The 16603-nt window shown below is 43.4% G+C and carries 18 protein-coding genes, 1 tRNA gene and 1 pseudogene; 8 read left to right on the top strand and 12 right to left on the bottom strand.

Annotation, left to right across the window (positions count from 1 at the left end; genetic code table 11):
* On the bottom strand, positions 1 to 172 hold a 172-nt coding region (locus L5M10_RS21315), incomplete at its 3' end, for a transposase (RefSeq protein WP_263238167.1).
* A gap of 383 nt (positions 173 to 555) precedes the next feature.
* On the opposite strand from L5M10_RS21315, the gene L5M10_RS21310 reads away from it, so the two are divergent.
* The gene (locus tag L5M10_RS21310; protein ID WP_263255865.1) at positions 556 to 843 is read left to right on the top strand and encodes a hypothetical protein; all 288 of its coding nucleotides are present in this window, start codon (positions 556 to 558) and stop codon (positions 841 to 843) included.
* A gap of 816 nt (positions 844 to 1659) precedes the next feature.
* On the opposite strand, the gene L5M10_RS21305 is transcribed toward L5M10_RS21310, so the two are convergent.
* Entirely contained in the window at positions 1660 to 2058 is a 399-nt protein-coding gene (locus L5M10_RS21305; RefSeq protein WP_263255864.1) for a hypothetical protein, read from the bottom strand.
* Between the two features lie 254 nt (positions 2059 to 2312).
* On the opposite strand from L5M10_RS21305, the gene L5M10_RS21300 reads away from it, so the two are divergent.
* Together L5M10_RS21300 and L5M10_RS21295 are read left to right on the top strand one after the other, a co-directional pair.
* Positions 2313 to 3101, top strand: a complete 789-nt coding sequence (locus L5M10_RS21300; protein ID WP_263255863.1) for a type IV toxin-antitoxin system AbiEi family antitoxin — start codon at positions 2313 to 2315, stop codon at positions 3099 to 3101.
* Positions 3094 to 4029, top strand: coding sequence for a nucleotidyl transferase AbiEii/AbiGii toxin family protein (locus L5M10_RS21295; protein ID WP_263255861.1), 936 nt, complete (start codon positions 3094 to 3096; stop codon positions 4027 to 4029). The genes L5M10_RS21300 and L5M10_RS21295 overlap by 8 nt, the downstream gene beginning before the upstream one ends.
* 117 nt (positions 4030 to 4146) lie before the next feature.
* Here the strand turns inward: L5M10_RS21295 and L5M10_RS21290 are convergent, their stop codons facing one another.
* From L5M10_RS21290 to L5M10_RS21280, 3 genes are all read right to left on the bottom strand, one after another.
* On the bottom strand, positions 4147 to 4557 hold the full coding sequence (locus L5M10_RS21290; RefSeq protein ID WP_263255860.1) for a hypothetical protein: 411 nt from the start codon (positions 4555 to 4557) through the stop codon (positions 4147 to 4149).
* A gap of 36 nt (positions 4558 to 4593) precedes the next feature.
* On the bottom strand, positions 4594 to 4851 hold the full coding sequence (locus L5M10_RS21285) for a hypothetical protein (RefSeq protein ID WP_012089077.1): 258 nt from the start codon (positions 4849 to 4851) through the stop codon (positions 4594 to 4596).
* 117 nt (positions 4852 to 4968) lie between these two features.
* A complete protein-coding gene (locus L5M10_RS21280; protein ID WP_107404062.1) occupies positions 4969 to 6429 on the bottom strand; it encodes a tyrosine-type recombinase/integrase in 1461 nt (486 codons plus the stop codon).
* Positions 6430 to 6617: 188 nt separating this feature from the next.
* Between L5M10_RS21280 and L5M10_RS21275 the strand changes: the two genes are divergently transcribed.
* Positions 6618 to 7004, top strand: coding sequence for a helix-turn-helix transcriptional regulator (locus L5M10_RS21275; RefSeq protein ID WP_107404063.1), 387 nt, complete (start codon positions 6618 to 6620; stop codon positions 7002 to 7004).
* Between the two features lie 482 nt (positions 7005 to 7486).
* Here L5M10_RS21275 and L5M10_RS21270 read toward each other — a convergent pair.
* The 5 genes from L5M10_RS21270 to rpsU form a co-directional block, all read right to left on the bottom strand.
* Positions 7487 to 7563: transfer RNA gene (locus L5M10_RS21270), tRNA-Ile, on the bottom strand.
* A gap of 262 nt (positions 7564 to 7825) precedes the next feature.
* Positions 7826 to 9664: an RNA polymerase sigma factor RpoD gene (gene rpoD / locus L5M10_RS21265; RefSeq protein WP_131523063.1), complete on the bottom strand. Its 1839-nt coding sequence runs from the start codon at positions 9662 to 9664 to the stop codon at positions 7826 to 7828.
* 135 nt (positions 9665 to 9799) lie between these two features.
* The gene (gene dnaG, locus L5M10_RS21260) at positions 9800 to 11524 is read right to left on the bottom strand and encodes a DNA primase (RefSeq protein WP_263255859.1); all 1725 of its coding nucleotides are present in this window, start codon (positions 11522 to 11524) and stop codon (positions 9800 to 9802) included.
* A gap of 83 nt (positions 11525 to 11607) precedes the next feature.
* Entirely contained in the window at positions 11608 to 12051 is a 444-nt protein-coding gene (locus L5M10_RS21255; protein WP_028760869.1) for a GatB/YqeY domain-containing protein, read from the bottom strand.
* A gap of 6 nt (positions 12052 to 12057) precedes the next feature.
* Positions 12058 to 12273: a 30S ribosomal protein S21 gene (gene rpsU, locus L5M10_RS21250; RefSeq protein WP_006080725.1), complete on the bottom strand. Its 216-nt coding sequence runs from the start codon at positions 12271 to 12273 to the stop codon at positions 12058 to 12060.
* Between the two features lie 215 nt (positions 12274 to 12488).
* Between rpsU and tsaD the strand changes: the two genes are divergently transcribed.
* A complete protein-coding gene (gene tsaD / locus L5M10_RS21245) occupies positions 12489 to 13505 on the top strand; it encodes a tRNA (adenosine(37)-N6)-threonylcarbamoyltransferase complex transferase subunit TsaD (protein ID WP_263255858.1) in 1017 nt (338 codons plus the stop codon).
* Positions 13506 to 13587: 82 nt separating this feature from the next.
* Here tsaD and plsY read toward each other — a convergent pair whose 3' ends face one another.
* Positions 13588 to 14199, bottom strand: a complete 612-nt coding sequence (gene plsY, locus L5M10_RS21240) for a glycerol-3-phosphate 1-O-acyltransferase PlsY (RefSeq protein ID WP_028760867.1) — start codon at positions 14197 to 14199, stop codon at positions 13588 to 13590.
* Positions 14200 to 14467: 268 nt separating this feature from the next.
* Between plsY and folB the strand changes: the two genes are divergently transcribed.
* From folB to L5M10_RS21225, 3 genes are all read left to right on the top strand, one after another.
* Positions 14468 to 14818: a dihydroneopterin aldolase gene (gene folB, locus L5M10_RS21235; RefSeq protein WP_263255857.1), complete on the top strand. Its 351-nt coding sequence runs from the start codon at positions 14468 to 14470 to the stop codon at positions 14816 to 14818.
* Positions 14819 to 14886: 68 nt separating this feature from the next.
* Entirely contained in the window at positions 14887 to 15390 is a 504-nt protein-coding gene (gene folK, locus L5M10_RS21230; protein WP_263178094.1) for a 2-amino-4-hydroxy-6-hydroxymethyldihydropteridine diphosphokinase, read from the top strand.
* Positions 15391 to 15408: 18 nt separating this feature from the next.
* Positions 15409 to 16209 (top strand): undecaprenyl-diphosphate phosphatase, encoded by an 801-nt coding sequence (locus tag L5M10_RS21225; protein ID WP_263255856.1) that lies wholly within the window; start codon positions 15409 to 15411, stop codon positions 16207 to 16209.
* 186 nt (positions 16210 to 16395) lie between these two features.
* On the opposite strand, the pseudogene L5M10_RS21220 reads toward L5M10_RS21225, so the two are convergent.
* Positions 16396 to 16603 (bottom strand): annotated as a pseudogene (locus tag L5M10_RS21220) (IS3 family transposase); the annotation flags it as partial.

The raw sequence follows: 16603 nt of genomic DNA, 5'->3' as shown, positions 1-16603 counted from the left end.
TTAATGTTTTACCTGGCACGGGGCGACCTTCTTTTCTGGCAATATCTCGCCAATGATACAAGGTTTGCACCGCGATGCCTTCTTCCCGAGCGACCTCTGCGACCGTTAAGTTGTGAGGAGGTAATAATTTTTTAAGGATCGCCTCTTTACGTTCTGGTGAATACCGAGCCATATCGTTCTCTTTTGCCGCACCCTGTCTTTAAACATAATGATTATTTAGGGGTGACAACAATCCTGACACAGGGGGCATTTATGCCCCATTCCCTGTTTCGCATGACTGAACTAGCTCTGCTTGGTACTGGACTGTTGACCCAATTTTAGTAATGCTACAAAGTGTCTACGATTTTTGTGGCGATTCAGAAGATTAAGTAAACCAGAGTGTTAATATACTTGGTGTTAAATGGCGAACAAACTTGGGATTGGGAAATGAATACGCTAAAAGCCGTTCACTATTGGACTACCTTAGTTGTGATACATATAAAGTTTCACTGTCGGGTTATACAATACAATCATCTATGATTGCGTGGGAATTGGATTCCAAGGTAGGGGGGCACTATGAATTTCAGAGATAGATTATTAAAAGCAATTCCGATTATAGCTACATGGTCTTTTAATTTTTTAATAGCCGTTCTCAAGATTTCAGTTGAGATATTAGTCTCTGTTTTCATGGTGCTAGGGACGTTAATTGCAATGTCTAGCTCTGGCCAGTCAGATGACGATGATGAAGATGAATTTATTAGCAAACACTCGAATGGTATTGGCGGTGTCAAAATTGACAATAAAAGCTATAGCGAGAGTCAGGCACGATCTGACTATCAAAGTGGCAAGTTTTGGGATAAATGACCACTTCTTTTAGCTAGGTAACTAACGTATGGATAACATCTACCAATCTTTAGACAGCTTTATCATTGGTGCTCTATGGGGGACGCATTATTGTCGAAGAGTAATAAAGTATCACACTGATATTGCGGTTTTAGCTGGATGTTCGTCGCTATCTTTGATTCTAAGCTGCCCCATTCCTCTTTAGCACAATGACCTCTAGCTAACTCCAACATCAAAACATTGATCCAATTTTAGTAATACTACAGAGCTCTGGCCTTATCAGTTTTATCCAACCGCAATCACGTGAGCCAATGAGAAAGGTAAAACGATATCAAGTGATTACCCATCAAACAGTATAAAAAACCGCTACCGCAAAAAAGCAATTTCTTATAGCATCATTTATACCAAATTACTTGGATGTGGCAGCGGCCAAGTCCAACAAGCGATTTATGCCCAGCGCATAAATACTAAGACGTTAGCGTACTAGTTGAGAATGTGGTTCGAGTTTTTGCGTTAGACTCAGTGCCAGAAGACAAAAGTGCAGTCTCGTTTCGGATAGGTAAAGCTCTGTCTGAGGAGTCTGTATTCTAACTAAGCATTGGAGCGCACTCTCTGCGCGACGCTAAATTAAAAAGAGGGATTGGGTAAATATCTATTTTTCAGACTATTTCGGGATCAGCAAAGAAGAACTTGATGCTTATGGTGCATTTAATGTACCTCTCATAAACGACCTTCCTGTTTTTATCGATCCATTTCTTCTTTTTGGCAGTATGAAAGCGAACCCTTTCGGGTTCGCGAGTAAGTGGCTAACGCTTAACATTACTGCTGAATGTTAGCTTAAGCTTCGGCTTCAATAATCTGCTCAGCCCAGAATTGTTCGGCAGCGTCAAAATAGAGAATCGGGGGCAACCCGAATATCTGTTGAAACTCCGCGGTAAACAACTCGCAAAAGGCAGAAATATCATCTTTATACATCAACAATAGCATCGTCATTTCCAAGCCCATTAAATACTGAGTATCAAACTCAGCATGTTCCTCAAGAAGCGATTTACTGATGCTAATGCCTAAGTGTTGTCCTTTGATATCTCGATGAAGATAGATATATCGAGTGAATTGTAAGGCTCTAGGATTGTTATCATTTTCGTCAATGTCAGCGAGTAACAAGACGGTACTATGATCATCCCAAGGGCTTTTTGATTTACGTTGATATACGCGAATAAACGGTGACTGACTCATTATTAACTCCTCGTTATTGTCCTTATCAATAACTAGAATTGGGCACCGGAAATTCTTTCGGCTCAGGGGTTAAGTTTAACGTTGCAAGTAAGAATCCCTTATTAGCCTTTTAATGGTAACTAATCATCCCCTCATTCTGCTAGTTTGCATTTTTCGATAAACATGTACCTAAGGTACTAAGTAATTGCAATTTATAAACTCTGCTTCTATAGTTGGTTTAATTTACTCTATATTTTGGTACTTATGGTGCAACTATGTCCTCAAAAATAAACTGGCTGATTAATCATACGAGTCCTGGTGCGGTAGTGCTTCAGTCGTGGTTGACACAAAATGAGATCAGCTCATCTTTGGTGAGAAAATATGTGCAGAGTGGTTGGTTGTACAAGATAAGTGCGGGGGTTTACGTTCGTCCTGAGTCAACAGGCAAGTTACAGCCTCATTGGGTTGAAGCGCTCAAGGCTGTGAATGAGCAGCTAAAGCTTCCTGTTCATCTTGCGGGAGTTAGTAGCCTAACGTATCAAGGGCTTAGTCATTATCTTCAACTAAGCAGCGAGCAAGTTTGGGTTGGCTGTCAAAGTAAGCAGGCTTTGCCAAAGTGGTTCCGCGAATTGGAGGAGCAAAACTGGCTTTTTTATACCAGTAGCAAGCTGACCCAAACGTTGGAAAAAGACTTTATTACTATAGGGGTGAACAATAGAGAGGTTAAGGCAAGTTGTGCGGAGCTTGCAGCCTATGAGGTCGTCAATGCCATTGGCAAACATATCAGTTTTGAGCATGCCGCGGAGCTGTTTCAAGGGTTAGTGAATCTCAGCCCACGTAAAATACAGTCAATACTGAATCGAAGTGAAGCCGTACAAGCTAATCGCGTATTTCTCTTTTTAGGCCACTACTATCAACACCAGTGGAGCAAAAGGCTAGATGAGCAGCAAATCACGCTTGGTGCGGGAAAGCGTCAGGTGGTAGCTCATGGCCGTTACGATGGACGGTATCAAATAACAGTGCCTGCATCGTTTATTAAGACAGAAGAAAATCAATATGAATAAGTCATCGATATACTACCAGCAAGTGACCTTGCTTATTCGGATGCTGCCGCTCGTCGCCCAAGAGAAGGTATTTGCCCTAAAGGGCGGTACGGCTATCAACCTATTTGTACGCAACTTCCCACGTTTATCGGTCGATATCGATTTGGCTTATCTTCCTTTGGAGCCAAGGGAACAAGCGCTACAAAGTGTGAAGGAAGCGCTTGGTCGTTTGACTGCGCAGATCAATCTACAACCGAACCTTAGTGCAGTATTTCAAGACAATAAATATGATGAGCTCAGGGTCGTCGTGACAAGTGATAGAGTGACAATAAAAATTGAAGTCTCTCCTGTTGCGAGAGGTACGCTGCACAAAGCGGTATTAATGCCAGTCGTTGAGTTAGTTGAAGAAGAATTTGGGTATGCAGAGATACCGGTTATAAGCCTGCCTGATCTATACGGTGGTAAGTTATGTGCAGCGATGGATAGGCAGCACCCAAGGGATCTATTCGATGTGAAAATGCTGCTGGCGGAAGAGGGGATCAGTCGAGAGATTTTAGTCGGTTTTCTCACTTATACACTTAGCCATCCAAGGCCTATTAATGAAGTGATGTCTCCACGCTGGAAACCGCTTGATGAAAGCTTTCAAACTGAATTCAATGGAATGACGACAAAGCCGATTAAACTCGATGAGCTGATTTTAACTCGCTCAGAAATGCTAACAGCGTTGCAGCATCACTTTACTGCAAAAGACAGAGACTTTTTATTATCCTTTAAACAGGGTCAGCCTGATTGGTCATTGTTTGATGAACCGAGCGTTGCGGCACTACCTGCGGTGAGATGGAAGCTATTGAATATCCAAAACCTAGCGAAAAATAAATCCAAGCATCAAGAACAACTCATTAAACTGGCTGATGTATTGGAGACGTGGGTTGCCGGTCGGATACTGTAGTGCAGTGTATTGCCGATTTTATCTGATAGTTCGCTGTTTGTGGGCGTTGGCGACTTAGATTGAGCTAAGGCTATAAGCAAATAAAAAAAGCGAACCGTGAGGTTCGCTAGTAGGTGATTATTGAGGCGCGTTAGATTGTGCTTCAATAATCTGCTTTTCCCAATATTGTTCCGCGGCTTCAAAGTAGACTGTCGGGTGATACCCTAAGACATACTCAAACTCTGCGGCAAATAATTGGCAAAAATTTGTTATATCATCAACATACATGAGTAATAGCTGCATCATTTCTAAGTCGTTTAAAAACTGAGAGCTAAACTCAGGATGCTCCTCAAAAATAGATTGGCTAATACTCACACCTAGAACATAACCATCTATATTTAAGTGAAGATAAATGTAGCGTGTAAACAGCAGCTCTATTGAGGTTTGGTCGTTCAGTTTAATATCTGCAAGCAACACGACTTTGCAGTATTCATTCCAAGGACTAAATGTTTTAAGCTGATTTACATAAATAAAAGTTGAGTGTTCCATTTATTACTCCTATTGATTTGGCCTTTCAACTTTTACTTAGGTCTGTGCCATGGAAATTAGCCCTGTTTGCATAAATTGCTCAGCAAATGAAATTGCGAGTTCAATCTGAACGGCGGACATTTTTTCACGCACTAAGCGTTGTTTAAGCATGTGCAGGAGTATTTCTTGCTCAACGTTGTCCTCGTAAGAAAAGGTGTCGCTATCAGGCATCTCTTTTTTAATCACATAAGTCATTAATTCGAAGACCATCAGCAGATTGTGGGCTTGTTGTTCAAACGCAGTCGATTGCATCATCGTGGTTTCTCGCTTTGCAGGAAAGTATGTCCTGAGTAACTAGAAACGCACGATGAGAATTTCACTGTTCTGTCGTTAAATTTATACCGTCATATTCTGAGTTACGAGATTTTGACGTTACTTCGTACCTGCTACTAGTGCTCTGGCCTGAAGGATCTCGTTATCTACCATCTCGGAGTATTGAGTGTAACAACGCTTGATATCCAAATCCGTATGATGCGAATATCGCAACGTTGTCGTGACATTTCCATGGCCAAGGAACCGTTGCGTTTTAAAGATATCATGGCCCCCAGATTGAAAATGTGTCGCAGATGTATGACGAACAGTTGTAAAGTCAAAGTGTTCAAAACTCAGCGTTTTTTTGAAGTTTTTGACTAATTTACTGTAGTCTACTAGGTGTGATTTATGATCAATTGGATTAGGGAAAAGCCATTGACTTTTTGAGGAGTGAATTGGGTGTTGTAACCATTCTTTAATAATAACATCGAGGCCATTACACAATGGAGTGTATTGCGGCTGCTTAACTTTTCCCTTATCTCCTCGAATAATCAGCATGTTACTTTCCCAATAAATATCTGTTTTTTTGATTTTTAGTGCATAGCTCGGCCTTAACCCTAAGTAGATGCAAATTAAAATTAGAGGTGTCAGGTAGTCGTAGAACGGGCAGGAACCTATTTTTCCAAGCAGTTTGTTCCGGTCTCGTACAAATAATTTTTGGTAAATTTCTACTCGCTCTTCTTGGCTGTAATATTTATGCACCAAGTTTTTGGGAATAAATTTAAGCTCGCTGGTGTGAATGATCTCCTCCGGAATTTTATAATTATGAAATGGTGATGCGGAAGCCGATCGTAAAGCTGCTCTGAGTGATGAAATTGCGCCTTTAAGTGTTGATTCTGCCAAATCATATGGACATTCACTTTGTTGTTTCTGTTTTGTTGTTAGCTTTCTGATATGGCTTTCCTTCCAGAGAATTAGTAATTTTAAGTCTATTTTATCAATAGGATATGCTAGGAATTGTTTGAAGTGATAACGGATGATATTGATTTTATTTCGCGCTGTTTTTGGGTTTTTTGATATCAAAACCACTTCATATTCTTTCAGATACTCATCAAGCGTTAGGAGATTTGTGGAGGTCAAGTGGAATTGAGGTTTGGCGAGTTTAAGTAGATGAGCTGAAATAACGTTATCCAAATCTTGTTTTGGCGTAAGGTCGCAAATTTTCCTTGTTTTCAATTTCCCCGTGCTGCTTTCTCTCACTCTGCTATAAAAACTCATGGCTGCTAGGCTGTTGGGGACTAGCTCGTTAGTATCGTTATTTTGGAAGTTTTTGATATCTAAAATCCGAATGTAAAAGTTAGGTATATCTTTCACTGAAACGGTCAGATATTTTCGTTTACCTGAGTGCCATTCGTGAACAACCTGGATCAATTTAAGGTCTTTGTTCTGCGGCTCATTTCCGCTCCCGCTGACATTGAAGGTTTTGTGAAACTGTTGAATGACATCGTCGTTTGGCGATCCCACAATAATCAGGTTGAATGTATGAAGTAGAAGATCCCACATAAGTTGGTAGAGTTTCATTTGTTTTGCCTTTTGTTGTTTAAGATGGCAATAGCATGCAAATTTTTTTCAAAAGGCAGAAATTTCGATTATGCATAAAAAAATTAATGAGGAGTGTGCACAAGATTTCTAGACCAAACATAATCGTTTTTTTTGTTTTTTTTACGCACCAGATATTCTTCGCGGGTCTACCCACTAGGAGTTATTTGATGTCAGATGTAAGGCTATACACCGAAAAACAAACCGCGATGAGGTTGTCTATGTCAGTTAGCGCATTACAGAAGAGTCGAGCTAAGGGCTCAACTGCAATTGAGCTGGGGCATGCACCAAGCTTTATTAAGATTGGTAGTCTTGTACGCTACACGGCCGAGGATATTGAAAATTTTATTTCTTCAGCAAAGCAATATGCACTTGAGTCAGAATCGAAGTCCTCGACCAAAAAGCAAAATCTTGGAACCGTGATGTGGGGAAATACGGGGGGGAATGAGAGGACAGATAATAGTCAACATGTAGAAATGGTAGTTGAAGACTCTATGGAGGGGCGGCTGATAAAGGAAAAAAAACCTAAATGTTGGCTGACGGGTATTGGCTTATAGCATGTTGATATTGGGCCTAATCCTTTATTTCTTTGCTCTCAGGCCCATTGAACTTCTATAAGTTGCATACGCTTTATCAGGTAAGTAAGCATTATTAAAAAATGCTGTAATTGGACGAGTTGAACACTGGACTCGTCAAGATTGATACTTTCATCTTAAGCGACGCGTTAGAGCGTCGCTTTACTCTTTTCGGGTCATCTTCAGCTTCGTTTTTTTGCACTCTATTAACTCCCTAACTTTTATCATTCTAAGATGCTGACACGACCTAATGCGTGTTCCATTTTAGATAGAATAAATTTGTAGCTTGAATTGCCTTGAAGTTTGGTTAGACTGATGTTTTGCACCCTTTTGCATGGGGTTGCATGCAGTTTGTGCGATATAGGTGCGATCGTTCCTAGGTTCAGGTATTTCGAAGGTGAGAATGGGTGTGCTTTAGATACAAAAAAGCCCATTGAATCAATGGGCTTCTTCGTTGTATTGGGTGGTGGCCCCTCACGGACTTGAACCGTGGACCTAACGATTATGAGTCGTGTGCTCTAACCAACTGAGCTAAGGGGCCGACTAAAGACAGTCGTCACTGTCTAAAGCGAGTGGAATTATACTAAGCTTGTTTGCGCTTGTCACTGGTGTTTTTGCTTCTAATTCACCTAATTGATTCAAGTGGTTATCTGTTAATCAACTTTATTGATTTATCGGGTGTGCGCTTAGCTATTTTTATCCTATTACAGGTTGTGACCTTAGTGAAGACGGATTAGTGACATAAAAAAGCCCTGCAAGAGCAGGGCTTTGTCGTTTTAGCTTAGTGTGGATTTTATATCCAACTATTCATCTAAGAACGATTTTAATATTTCTGAGCGTGAAGGGTGGCGAAGCTTGCGCAGCGCTTTAGCTTCAATTTGTCGAATACGCTCGCGGGTCACGTCGAACTGTTTACCCACTTCTTCAAGTGTGTGGTCAGTGTTCATATCGATACCAAAACGCATACGCAGTACTTTCGCTTCACGGGCGGTTAGACCTGCTAACACTTCGTGAGTGGCGTTTTTCAAGCTTTCGCTGGTCGCTGAATCCAGTGGTAATTCGAGGGTAGTATCCTCGATAAAATCACCTAAATGCGAATCTTCATCGTCACCGATTGGGGTTTCCATGGAGATAGGTTCTTTAGCTATTTTCAGTACCTTACGGATCTTATCTTCCGGCATCATCATACGCTCAGCCAGTTCTTCAGGTGAAGGCTCGCGGCCCATTTCCTGTAGCATTTGGCGAGAGATACGGTTCAGCTTGTTGATCGTTTCGATCATATGTACTGGAATACGAATCGTGCGCGCTTGATCGGCGATAGAACGGGTAATCGCCTGACGGATCCACCAAGTTGCATAGGTCGAAAATTTGTAACCACGACGGTATTCGAATTTATCTACGGCTTTCATTAAGCCAATGTTACCTTCTTGGATTAAGTCCAAGAATTGCAGACCACGGTTGGTGTATTTCTTCGCGATAGAAATTACTAGACGTAAGTTCGCTTCAACCATTTCTTTCTTCGCACGGCGTGCTTTGGCTTCACCGATTGACATACGACGGTTGATGTCTTTTATGGCAGAAATCGCTAAGCCAGTTTCTTCTTCTACTGCAGCAAGTTTGCTGCGACAACGAATGACATCATCTTCAACCATTCTTAGGCCTTCGGCATAAGGTTTCGTTGAGGCTTTCTCAGTATTGAACCAATCGAGGTTGGTTTCGTTGCCGGTAAAGAATTTGACGAAGTTTTTCTTCGGCATTTTGGCTTGTTCAACGCACAGTTTTAATACTAAACGTTCTTGAACACGCACGCGGTCCATCATAGTGCGCATGCTTTTGACTAAACGGTCAAACTGCTTAGGCACTAAGCGGAATTCTTTGAATATTTCGCCGATTTCGAAGAGGGCTTTTACCGATTCAGGGTGTTCACGGCCCTTAGCTTCGATAATTTTCAGTGCGCTTTCGTAAGCGGCTCTGAGTTGACCGAATCTTTCACGAGCTTCTTCAGGATCAGGCCCTTTGTTGCCTTCTTCTTCATCTTCGCTGTCATCGTCATCCTCTTCGTCATCTTCATCGTCCAGCTCTTCTTCAGATAATTCTGAGCCGATGTGAGTGGCGGTCGGGGCGACGTCATCTTCGTCCGGGTTTACAAATCCAGAGATAATATCAGATAAGCGCAGTTCGTCGGCTTCAAATTGGTCGAATTGCTCAAGGATCATAGCGATCGCTTGTGGATATTCGGCGACTGAACTTTGAACTGTGTTGATGCCTTCTTCGATGCGTTTGGCGATAACAATTTCGCCTTCGCGAGTCAGAAGCTCAACGGTACCCATTTCACGCATGTACATGCGCACGGGATCGGTTGTGCGGCCAAGTTCGCTTTCCACTGTTGCCAGTGCTGCGGCGGCTTCTTCTGCTGCATCTTCGTCTGTGTTGTCTTCCGACATCATCATGTCATCGGCATCGGGGGCTTCTTCGAACACCCGGATACCCATGTCATTTATCATCTGGATAATATCTTCGATCTGGTCAGAATCGACCATGTCTGCAGGTAAGTGATCGTTCACTTCTGCATAGGTTAAGTAACCTTGCTCTTTACCTTTGGCAAGCAACAGCTTAAGTTGCGACTGCGGAGTATGATCCATAGATATCATCCAAGTTGGGAAACTGTTACAACGACGGACACTTAGCATAAGCCAAGTGCCGCGCAAATCGTCAATTATAGCCGTGTGCACATGTCTGTGCTAGTCACTGGGGTAGCGAATGAGGACATTTTTGCCTCAGTTTAACCCTTTCATGACTGAGATCAGCTTCGAGAGCTGCATCTTCTCTTCTTTTGTATGAGTCTGCTTTAGACTCAATTCCTGATATCGTTGTTCAATATATTGATTGTTCAACCAAACCAGGGTTTGTTTAAACTTTTCGAGCAAGTTTTCATCCGCCACTTGATGGTCCCATTGGGCCAATTTATGGAGAGTGCCGCTGTAAGGGTGCTCTCTGAATTGTTCAAGTAGTTGTGCGCTGTTTAACGTTTGCTCTCGAGTCATCTCCAATAACAGTGGCAGCAATTCTATGCCTGGCATCTGCAAGTGGGCGAGTGCGGGTTGTGGGGGTAAACCCATACCCAGTTTAGGATGTTGTACTAACAGTGCGATGGCGAGTCGCAATGGTGTACCGCGTCCTTTTAATCCTTTACTTGCCATTGGGTTAGCTTGTTTCACGCTAAAGCCTAGCTTCTTTTTCATATCTTCTGAGCTGTTCATTCCTAACTTGTGAGCTAAGTTCTCAAGCAGTAAATTTTGCAGCACAGTGTCTTGAATTTTTTCAATTAAGATAAAAGCTTGTTTCGCTAAGTTGCCTTTATCTGTACCGTATTTTGTCGCTAACGTGTCAAATAGAAACTCGGGTAGTGCAATGGCAGAGTCCATTAAGGTTTCAAATGCATCTTTACCAATTTTACGTACCATAGAATCAGGATCTTCGGCCTGAGGCAGGAACATAAATCGCACTTGATCGCCCGGCTTTAATAATGGCAATGCCGTTTCTAAGGCGCGCCATGCCGCTTCAGTACCTGCTCTGTCGCCGTCGTAACAGCAAATCACTTCTTTAGCGCTGCGCAGCAAAAGCTGAAATTGCTCTGCTGTGGTCGAGGTGCCTAATGATGCGACAGCATAATCGACGCCAAATTGCGCCAATGCCACCACATCCATATAGCCTTCAACGATCAGTACTTTGTCTGGATCGCGATAGCGCTGCTTTAGTTCATAGAGACCATAAAGCTCATTGCCCTTATGAAATATGGGCGTTTCTGGAGAATTCAAGTATTTGGGTGTGCCATCACCTAAAACTCTGCCACCAAAACCAATGACTCGTCCGCGCCTGTCGCGGATAGGAAACATGAGGCGGTCACGAAATCTGTCGTAACGTTTCCCACTGTCGTTGCTAATTAACATCCCCGCAGTCAGTAACTTATCCTGCGCATCTTGATTCTGACGATAGCGGCCCAATAAGCCATCCCAACCGTCTGGCGCAAAGCCAATACCAAAATGTTCTACTACATCATCGGATAAACCGCGATAGGCAAGATAATCGATAACTTTTTGTTTATCTTGGTGTTGTCTAAGTTGGTTTTGAAAGTAAAGGCTCGCTTCTTCCATGAGTTGATATAAGTCACGGCTTAAACCGTCATCATGTCGCTTGCCTGTGCCTTGTTCTCTGGGAACCTCTAATCCAAGCTGGCCCGCCAAATCTTCAATGGCATCAATAAAATCGAGTCGGTCATACTCCATCACAAAATCGATGGCGTTGCCGTGAGCACCGCAGCCAAAGCAATGATAGAACTGTTTATCACGGCTGACGGTAAACGAAGGTGATTTTTCGCTATGAAAAGGACAACAGGCCGAGTAGTTCTTACCCGCCTTTTTCAAGGGCACCTTACGATCGATAAGTTCGACTATGTCAGTGCGAGCGATTAGCTCATTGATAAAATCACGAGGTATTGCCATTGAGTGCTTAAAATCCCGCCTTGCGCGAATTTAAACAAACAAGCCGCGCATAGGCACGGCTTGTTCATACAGTGAAACGCTAATTATTGCAATTTAGCACGGATCATAGCGCCGATAGCGCCCATGTCTGCACGTCCTTGCACTTTAGATTTCAATGCTCCCATTACTTTGCCCATATCCGCCATGGCGGATGCACCTACTTCTACAATAGTTGCATCGATGAGCGCCGCGATTTCCGCCTCTGTAAGAGGGGTAGGCAGGAAAGCTTCAATAACTTGAATCTCTGCTGCTTCCACGTCGGCCAACTCGTTACGACCCGCTGCTTCAAATTGAGCAATCGAGTCACGACGTTGTTTCACCATTTTGGTTAAGACCGCTATAACCTGTTCATCAGTCAGAGATTCGCGGGTATCCACTTCAATCTGCTTGATGGCGGCTAATGCCATACGAATAGTGCTCAAGCGCGCCTTCTCTTTGGCGATCATGGCCTGTTTCATATGGTCTTTTAGCTGATCAATTAGGCTCATATGAGATTAATATAAACGTACGCGACGTGCGTTTTCGCGAGAAAGCTTCTTAGCTAAACGTTTAACTGCAGCTGCTTTTGCGCGCTTACGTGCAGTAGTTGGCTTCTCGTAGAATTCACGAGCACGCACGTCGGCTAAAATACCAGCTTTTTCACAAGAGCGCTTGAAACGACGCAGAGCTACGTCGAATGGTTCGTTTTCACGTACTTTAATAATTGGCATACGCCATCACCCCTTAGGTGTAGGTTGTTCTGGTTCAATTGCTCGAACCAAGTCTATTTAAAATGGTGCGGAATTTTATACCGAGACACCTAGGCTTGTAAAGCCCTAAAACTGAGCTCAGTCCTATAGTGTACTCAATATGGCCTGCGCGACTGGAGTAATCGAGCGCTTGCAGGTAGAATTGGCGCCCTTTAGTTAGCAATTGATGAGACACCATGCGGGTTTTAGGTATTGAAACATCCTGTGACGAGACAGGTATCGCCGTCTATGACGATGAACTGGGCTTATTATCTCATACTTTATACAGTCAGGTTAAGCTGCATGCTGACTATGGTGGTGTGGTGCCTGAGTTGGCGTCACGTGATCATGTGCGCAAAATTGTGCCGCTTATTCGTCAAGCGCTGAAAGATGCAAATACTGAAATTGCTGATCTCGATGGGATTGCCTATACCAAGGGCCCAGGTTTGATTGGTGCTTTGCTTGTTGGCGCCTGCGTGGGGCGGTCACTGGCGTTTGCTTGGGACAAGCCTGCAATCGGTGTTCACCATATGGAAGGGCACCTGCTGGCGCCTATGCTTGAAGATGACGCGCCCGAGTTCCCATTTGTGGCCTTATTGGTCTCTGGTGGCCATTCTATGTTGGTTAAAGTCGATGGAATTGGCCGCTATGAAGTATTAGGCGAGTCTGTCGATGATGCTGCGGGTGAAGCGTTTGATAAAACAGCTAAGTTAATGGGGCTGGATTATCCCGGCGGTCCGCGTTTAGCAAAGCTTGCTGCTAAAGGTTTACCTGCAGGGTATAAGTTTCCGCGGCCTATGACCGATAGACCTGGACTCGATTTTAGCTTTTCGGGTCTAAAAACTTTTACTGCTAATACCATTGCTGCCGAACCTAAGGATGAACAGACTCGAGCCAATATTGCTCGTGCTTTTGAGGAAGCTGTGGTTGATACGCTAGCGATTAAATGTCGCCGTGCACTGAAGCAAACAGGCTATAACCGCTTAGTGATTGCCGGTGGCGTGAGTGCGAATACGCGCTTAAGAGAAACCTTGGCCGAAATGATGAGCTCGCTTGGTGGACAAGTATTTTATCCCCGTGGTGAGTTTTGTACCGATAACGGCGCTATGATTGCCTTTGCAGGATTGCAGCGTTTAAAGGCAGGGCAGCACGAAGATTTGGCGGTAAAAGGCCAGCCAAGATGGCTGTTAGATACCTTGCCACCGGTGGCATAAAACGCCTTTGATGTTGATAGGTTATGTTGAGACAAAAAACTGCGCTTATAGCGCAGTTTTTTATTGGGATAATGTTGTCACATTAAGATTTTTTAGGCGTTTTTTTACGTGAAACTTTTGACTCTTCACCTTTAAGTAGCCGTTGGATATTGTCTTTATGACGAATAATGATAAGCGTCGATAGCATGGCAACGGGAATGGTAAATCTGTCGTCTAACCACCAAGTATAAAGTGGTGCAAGCAATGCCGTCAGAATGGCTGCAAGGGACGAGTAGCGGCTAATTAAGAGTAGAACAATCCAAGATGCCATTAAGCAAATGGCTAAATCATCGCCAATGGGAGCCATAGCACCAAAAGCTGTTGCGACACCTTTCCCCCCCTTAAATCCAAAAAACACGGGATAAATATGCCCAAGGCAGGCGGCGATAGCGATAAGTCCGAGTGAGACTGCATCTATGCCCATCAGATAGGCTAAATAAGATGGCAGGGCGCCTTTGAGCATGTCGAAAAACAACACCATGGCAGCCGAACTCGCGCCGCCAATTCGCAGTACATTGGTGGCTCCCGGATTACCTGAACCCTGTAATCTTGGATCGGGTAAACCCCTCATTCTACAAACCAGCACAGCACTCGAGATTGAACCTGCCAAATAGGCGGCCAAAATCATCAAAAGTGTCAGTGTTAATGGACTCACATTGGTTTCCTTACGCGTCTTAAGGTATTATCGCGCAACAATTTAAAAAGCTGACTCAGTTGTCAATCCCGCTATAGGTTTGTGGAATAACTCGCCCATTTGAGGTTGAGATATTTTCTGAATGAGCAAATCCTTTTAGGGCGTTATCCTACTGTGGATTGGCTCGAGTAGAAAGCAAATTAGTTATCTGTCAGAAGATTGCGGATTATACAGCTAGGATCGCTTTTAGCTTATCAGACCTCATAGTAGTAAGTTAGTTGGAGAAAGCATGGATAAAGTACTTATACGGCAATTACGCGTTGATACTGTGATTGGTGTCTATGAGTGGGAAAAGACAATCCATCAGAGCCTGTTGCTAGATTTAGATATGGCGTGGGATAACAAACCAGCCGCTGCGACAGACGATTATCAATATGCACTTTGCTATGAGACAGTTTCTAGTCGATTAACAGAACTTATTACTGAACATCCAATCGAGTTAATCGAAACGGTTGCCGAGCGCGTAGCGGATTGCTTACTTCAAGAATTTAACGTGACTTGGGTGAAAGTTGTCGTGATGAAGCCGGGGGCAGTAGCTACTGCGGCATCGGTTGGCGTTGAGATAGAGCGTTCACGTTAGATAAGAGTTTGATCAACTCGACTGTTGATTAAGAAATCATGTTTATCTTCAGATAAATTGGACATTGCATGGCACGTATTTATATCAGCCTAGGTAGCAATATCGAGCCTGAACAGCATTTGCAAGCGGGATTAATATCGCTGCGAGCGTGTTTTGGGCCGCTGCGCCTCTCTTCTATGTATGAAAGTGAAGCGGTAGGTTTTAGTGGCACTAACTTTTTGAATATGGTTGCTAGTGCTGAAACTGACCTTAATATTGCTGCGGTAGTTGCGCAGTTTAAGCAAATCGAGCAGAATCACGGCCGGCTTGTCGGGGCGAAGAAATTTAGCCCAAGAACTTTAGATTTAGACCTGCTGCTTTATGACCATGTGGTATGTGAAACGCCCGTTACGCTCCCCCGTGCAGAGATAGTTAATAATGCCTTTGTGTTATGGCCATTAGCCGAGTTAGCGCCGGAATTGATTCATCCCTTGGTTGATAAAAGCTATGCCAGTTTGTGGCAAGAGTATGATAAAGAGTCGCAGCGGCTTTGGCCTGTGATGTTTGAATGGCCCCAAGGGCTGACGTTTTAATTTATTGATAGGATTGTCATGGATACGTTTCAGGTCATTATTTTAGCGCTTATTCAAGGGCTAACTGAGTTTTTACCTATTTCTAGTTCTGCTCACTTAATTCTGCCTGCTCAGCTTTTAGGCTGGGAAGATCAAGGTTTGTCATTCGACGTGGCGGTGAATACAGGGTCGTTATTTGCTGTGGTGATTTATTTTAGACACGAGTTATGGACTATGTTTAATGCTTGGGTTGCAAGCATTTTTAAAGGTCAGCAATCCGAAGACAGCAAGCTGGCATGGTGGATTATTCTGGCGACGTTACCCTCTGTATTTTTTGGTTTTATGGCTAAGGATTTTATTGCAACTCACCTACGTAATACAGAGGTTATCGCGGTCACGACAGTCGTTTTTGGTTTATTGCTGTGGTGGGCTGATAAGATGTCGCGCCGCGATTTAACAATCTATCAGACTGGATGGCGCAAAGCCTTGTTAATTGGTTTCGCGCAGGCGCTTGCTTTAATCCCTGGGACTTCACGTTCTGGTGCCACTATGACCGCGGCGCTAATGCTAGGTTTGAGTCGAGATGCTGCGGCTCGCTTTTCATTCTTAATGTCAGTGCCTGTGAGCTTAGGCGCGGCAATTTTAGTCGGTAAAGATTTAGCGGAAAGCGCGCTGCCAATTGATTATCAAGCATTGATCTTAGGCACTTTTATTTCCTTTGTTGCAGCTTATGCATGTATTCATTATTTCTTGAAAATCATCAGCCGCATGGGAATGACCCCGTTTGTTATTTACCGTTTGGCACTGGGAGCTGTGTTGTGTGGATTTATTTTTTTGTAGTCATTCCAGTTTAGTCATCATAGTGAAATTATGAATAATAGAATCGGGTCAAGTACCCGATTTTTGTTTTTGGAGCTTCCTCATTTTTCTGAAGCTTAACTTATTTTTGGAGCTTTATATGGGTCTCGAATATCAGTGTCCAACCTGCGGTGTTTTTCAAGATAGTTGTCACTCTTTGTTTAAATATTAAGCTGCATTTATTACGCCTTCTTCTGGTGCCTTATCTGGGTTGAGTGTTACAGCGCCAACCGCTTCACAATTTCTGATCTCTGTAGACCAACGCATCGGTTTTCTTTCCTTCGCCGCCTCAAGCACTTTCTTGCGCTTCGCTAAAATAGCGCCATCTTGCAGTGCATGACGTTGCCCTGGTGAGACAAAATTTAGCTGGCTGTGT

This window comes from Shewanella sp. SM32 (assembly GCF_025654235.1).
Taxonomy (GTDB): domain Bacteria; phylum Pseudomonadota; class Gammaproteobacteria; order Enterobacterales; family Shewanellaceae; genus Shewanella; species Shewanella oncorhynchi.
Note: the sequence above shows the minus strand (reverse complement) of the source record. Positions and strands in the feature narration are given on the sequence as shown.

Bases quoted from the DNA above. Each gene is read 5' to 3' on its own strand.
- L5M10_RS21310 (WP_263255865.1), top strand. From the start codon at position 556: ATGAATTTCAGAGATAGATTATTAAAAGCAATTCCGATTATAGCTACA.
- L5M10_RS21305 (WP_263255864.1), bottom strand. From the start codon at position 2,058: ATGAGTCAGTCACCGTTTATTCGCGTATATCAACGTAAATCAAAAAGC.
- L5M10_RS21300 (WP_263255863.1), top strand. From the start codon at position 2,313: ATGTCCTCAAAAATAAACTGGCTGATTAATCATACGAGTCCTGGTGCG.
- L5M10_RS21295 (WP_263255861.1), top strand. From the start codon at position 3,094: ATGAATAAGTCATCGATATACTACCAGCAAGTGACCTTGCTTATTCGG.
- L5M10_RS21290 (WP_263255860.1), bottom strand. From the start codon at position 4,557: ATGGAACACTCAACTTTTATTTATGTAAATCAGCTTAAAACATTTAGT.
- L5M10_RS21285 (WP_012089077.1), bottom strand. From the start codon at position 4,851: ATGATGCAATCGACTGCGTTTGAACAACAAGCCCACAATCTGCTGATG.
- L5M10_RS21280 (WP_107404062.1), bottom strand. From the start codon at position 6,429: ATGAAACTCTACCAACTTATGTGGGATCTTCTACTTCATACATTCAAC.
- L5M10_RS21275 (WP_107404063.1), top strand. From the start codon at position 6,618: ATGTCAGATGTAAGGCTATACACCGAAAAACAAACCGCGATGAGGTTG.
- rpoD (WP_131523063.1), bottom strand. From the start codon at position 9,664: ATGGATCATACTCCGCAGTCGCAACTTAAGCTGTTGCTTGCCAAAGGT.
- dnaG (WP_263255859.1), bottom strand. From the start codon at position 11,524: ATGGCAATACCTCGTGATTTTATCAATGAGCTAATCGCTCGCACTGAC.
- L5M10_RS21255 (WP_028760869.1), bottom strand. From the start codon at position 12,051: ATGAGCCTAATTGATCAGCTAAAAGACCATATGAAACAGGCCATGATC.
- rpsU (WP_006080725.1), bottom strand. From the start codon at position 12,273: ATGCCAATTATTAAAGTACGTGAAAACGAACCATTCGACGTAGCTCTG.
- tsaD (WP_263255858.1), top strand. From the start codon at position 12,489: ATGCGGGTTTTAGGTATTGAAACATCCTGTGACGAGACAGGTATCGCC.
- folB (WP_263255857.1), top strand. From the start codon at position 14,468: ATGGATAAAGTACTTATACGGCAATTACGCGTTGATACTGTGATTGGT.
- folK (WP_263178094.1), top strand. From the start codon at position 14,887: ATGGCACGTATTTATATCAGCCTAGGTAGCAATATCGAGCCTGAACAG.
- L5M10_RS21225 (WP_263255856.1), top strand. From the start codon at position 15,409: ATGGATACGTTTCAGGTCATTATTTTAGCGCTTATTCAAGGGCTAACT.